General features: G+C 69.4%; 2 protein-coding genes. One reads left to right on the forward strand and one right to left on the reverse strand.

Translation table 11 applies throughout. The annotated features are described in order from the left end of the window. On the reverse strand, nucleotides 1–1,474 hold a 1,474-nt coding region (locus ACFDTC_RS15225; RefSeq protein WP_375259738.1), incomplete at its 3' end, for a phosphate acyltransferase. Nucleotides 1,475–1,601: 127 nt separating this feature from the next. Between ACFDTC_RS15225 and mutS the strand changes: the two genes are divergently transcribed. Then, the coding region (gene mutS, locus ACFDTC_RS15230) for a DNA mismatch repair protein MutS (protein WP_375259739.1) at nucleotides 1,602–3,548 on the forward strand (1,947 nt) is incomplete at its 3' end.

Raw genomic sequence — 3,548 nt, forward strand, 5'->3', positions numbered from 1 at the left:
CCGCGTCGGCCAGGCCCGCGGCCTCGAGCTTGGCCTTCACGTCGGCCTCGCGGCCCACGACCAGCGCCTGGCCCAGCCCCGAGCGCTGGTAGCTGACCGCGGCGCGCAGGACGCGGGGGTCGTCACCCTCGGAAAAGATCATCCGCGCCTGGTTCGCCCGCGCGCGGGCGTTGATCGAGCGCAGGATCGACGCGGTGGGATCCATGCGGCTTTTCAGGCCGACCTCGTAAGCGTCCATGTCGATGATGGGCCGCCGAGCCGCGCCGGTGTCCATGCCAGCCCGCGCGACCGCCGGCGGGATGCGCCAGATCAGCCGCGGGTCGAACGGCGTGGGAATGATGTAGTCGCGCCCGAAGGTCAGCGTCTTGCCGTAGGCCAGCGCGACTTCGTCGGGCACGTCCTCGCGCGCGAGCGCGGCCAGCGCCTCGGCGCAGGCGATCTTCATCGCGTCGTTGATGGCGCGGGCGTGGATGTCGAGCGCGCCGCGAAAGAGGTACGGGAATCCCAGAACGTTGTTGACCTGGTTGGGATAGTCCGACCGGCCGGTGGCGACGATGGCGTCGGCGCGGATCTCTTGCGCCTCTTCCGGCGTGATCTCGGGGTCGGGGTTGGCCATGGCGAAGATCACCGGGTTCTCGGCCATCGACTCGACCATCGCGGGCGTCACCGCGCCCTTGACCGACACGCCGATGAAGACGTCCGCGCCCTTCATCGCCTCGTCAAGCGTGCGCAGGTCGGTCTTGACTGCGTGCGCCGACTTCCACTGGTTCATGCCGTCGGTGCGGCCCTGGTAGATCACGCCCTTGGTGTCGCAGGCGATGCAGTTCTCGTGCCGCGCGCCCATCGACTTGAGCAACTCCAGGCACGCGATCCCGGCCGCGCCCGCGCCGTTGAGGACGATCTTCACGTCCTCGATCTTCTTGTCGCTGATGTGCAGCGCGTTGATCAGGCCCGCGGCACAGATAACCGCCGTGCCGTGCTGGTCGTCGTGGAAGACGGGGATGTCCATCTGCTCCTTGAGCGTCTGCTCGATGATGAAGCATTCCGGCGCCTTGATGTCCTCGAGGTTGATGCCCCCGAAGGTCGGGCCCATCAGGCGCACCGCCTTGATGAACTCGTCCGGGTCCTCGGTATCCAGCTCGATGTCGATGCTGTTCACGTCGGCGAAACGCTTGAACAGGACGGACTTGCCCTCCATCACCGGCTTGCTCCCCAGCGCACCCAGATTGCCGAGGCCCAGCACTGCCGTGCCGTTCGAGATCACGGCGACGAGGTTGCCCTTGTTGGTGTAGTCGTAGGCCAGTTCGGGATTGGCGGCGATCTCTTCGCACGGCACCGCGACGCCGGGGGAATAGGCCAGCGACAGGTCGCGCTGTGTTGTCATCGGGACGGTGGCGTTGACCTCCCACTTGCCCGGCGTGGGCTCGTAATGGAACGCCAGCGCCTCTTCGCGCGTGTACTTGGTTCTCGACATGGCTCCCCCTCGTCGCGGCGGTTTTCCGGTTTCACCGCTCCTCCGTCAGCCTTAATGTCACGCCAAACCGGCCGGGGGAAGGTTCGTGAACGCCAGTGTCAAAGCGCAGGACTCGTCCGTCACACCGATGATGGCGCAGTATCTGTCGATCAAGGCCGAGTATGCCGACGCGCTGCTGTTCTATCGCATGGGCGACTTCTACGAGCTGTTCTTCGACGACGCCGCCGCGGCGGCCGAGGCGCTGGACATCGCCCTGACCAAGCGCGGCAAGCACGACGGCGACGACATCCCCATGTGCGGCGTGCCGGTGCACGCGGCCGAGGGTTACCTTCTGACGCTGATCCGCAAGGGGTTCCGCGTCGCCGTGTGCGAGCAGATGGAGCCGCCTTCCGAGGCCAAGAAGCGCGGCGCCAAGTCCGTCGTGCGGCGCGAGGTCGTGCGCCTCGTCACGCCCGGCACGCTGACCGAGGACACGCTTCTGGACGCGCGCCGGCACAATTACCTGGCGGCGCTGGCGCGCGTGCGCGACGACTGGGCGCTGGCGTGGTGCGACATCTCGACAGGCGCGTTTCACGTGATGCAGGTCGGACAATCGCGCATCGGCGCCGAGATCGCGCGCCTGGCGCCCTCCGAGCTGCTGGTGACCGACACGGTCGACGAGACCATGCGCGAGGTTCTGGGCGACCTCGGCGTCTGGCCCACGATATTGGGTGCGGCCAGCTTCGATTCCACCGCGGCCGAGGGGCGACTGTGCGCCGCCTACGGCGTGTCCACGCTGTCGGGCTTCGGCACCTTCGACCGGGCCGAGCTGTCGGCGATGGGCGCGGTGGTCGACTATCTCGACATCACGCAGAAGGGCGCCCTGCCCCGCCTGACCCCGCCGCGGACCGAGGCGACGTCGCGCCTGATGCAGATCGACGCCGCGACGCGCCGAAACCTCGAGCTGACGCACAGCCTGCAGGGCGGCCGGGCCGGCAGCCTGCTGTCGGTGATCGACCGCACGGTGACGGCCGCCGGCGCGCGGCTGCTGGAACGGCGGTTGGCCTCGCCCTCGCGCGATCTGGGCGTCATCCGTGGGCGGCTGGAGGCTGTGCGCTGGGCGGTCGAGACGCCGCTGGCCGACAGGTTGCGCGACGCGCTGCGGCGGGTGCCGGACCTCGACCGCTCGCTGTCGCGGCTGGCGCTGGACCGGGGCGGGCCGCGCGACCTGGCGGCGCTGCGCAACGCCTGCGAGCAGGCCGCCGACATCCTGCGCCTGCTGGACGGCGCCGACCTGCCCGACATGCTGATCGAGGCGCGCGAGTCGCTGTCGGGCTTCGACGCCCTGCGCGACACGCTGGCCGCAGCACTGGTGGCCGACCCGCCACTGCTGGTCCGCGACGGCGGCTTCATCGCCGCGGGGCACGACGCCCCGCTGGACGAGGCGCGGCAGCTGCGAGACGAAGGACGCGGCGTGATCGCGCGCATGCAGGCGGATTACGCGCAGCAGGCCGGCATCTCGGGCCTCAAGATCAAGCACAACAACGTGCTGGGCTACTTCATCGAGACGACGGCGACACACCGCGACCGGATGCTGCAGCCGCCGCTGTCGGACACCTTCATCCATCGCCAGACCACCGCCAACCAGCTGCGCTTCACCACCGTCGAGTTGTCCGAGATCGAGACGCGCATCCTCAACGCCGGCGGCGAGGCGCTGGAGATCGAGAAACGCCTGTTCGCGGACCTGCGGGCGCAGGTTCTGGACGCCGCGCCCGCGCTGTCGGGGCTGGCGCTGGGGCTGGCCGAGTTCGACCTGAGCCTGGGACTCGCCGTCCTCGCCCGCGCGCGCGACTGGACCCAGCCGCAGGTGGACGATTCCCGCGCCTTCCGCATCGAGGGCGGGCGCCACCCGGTGGTCGAGGCCGCGTTGGAAGCGTCTGGCACCCCCTTCGTGGCCAACGATTGCGCGCTCGACGCAGGCACCGGCGCGGCGGTGATGCTGCTGACCGGCCCGAACATGGCGGGCAAATCGACCTTCCTGCGCCAGAACGCGCTGATCGCGCTGCTGGCGCAGATGGGCAGCTTCGTGCCCGCC

The sequence above is a fragment of the Citreimonas sp. genome (assembly GCF_042096055.1).
GTDB lineage: Bacteria > Pseudomonadota > Alphaproteobacteria > Rhodobacterales > Rhodobacteraceae > Citreimonas.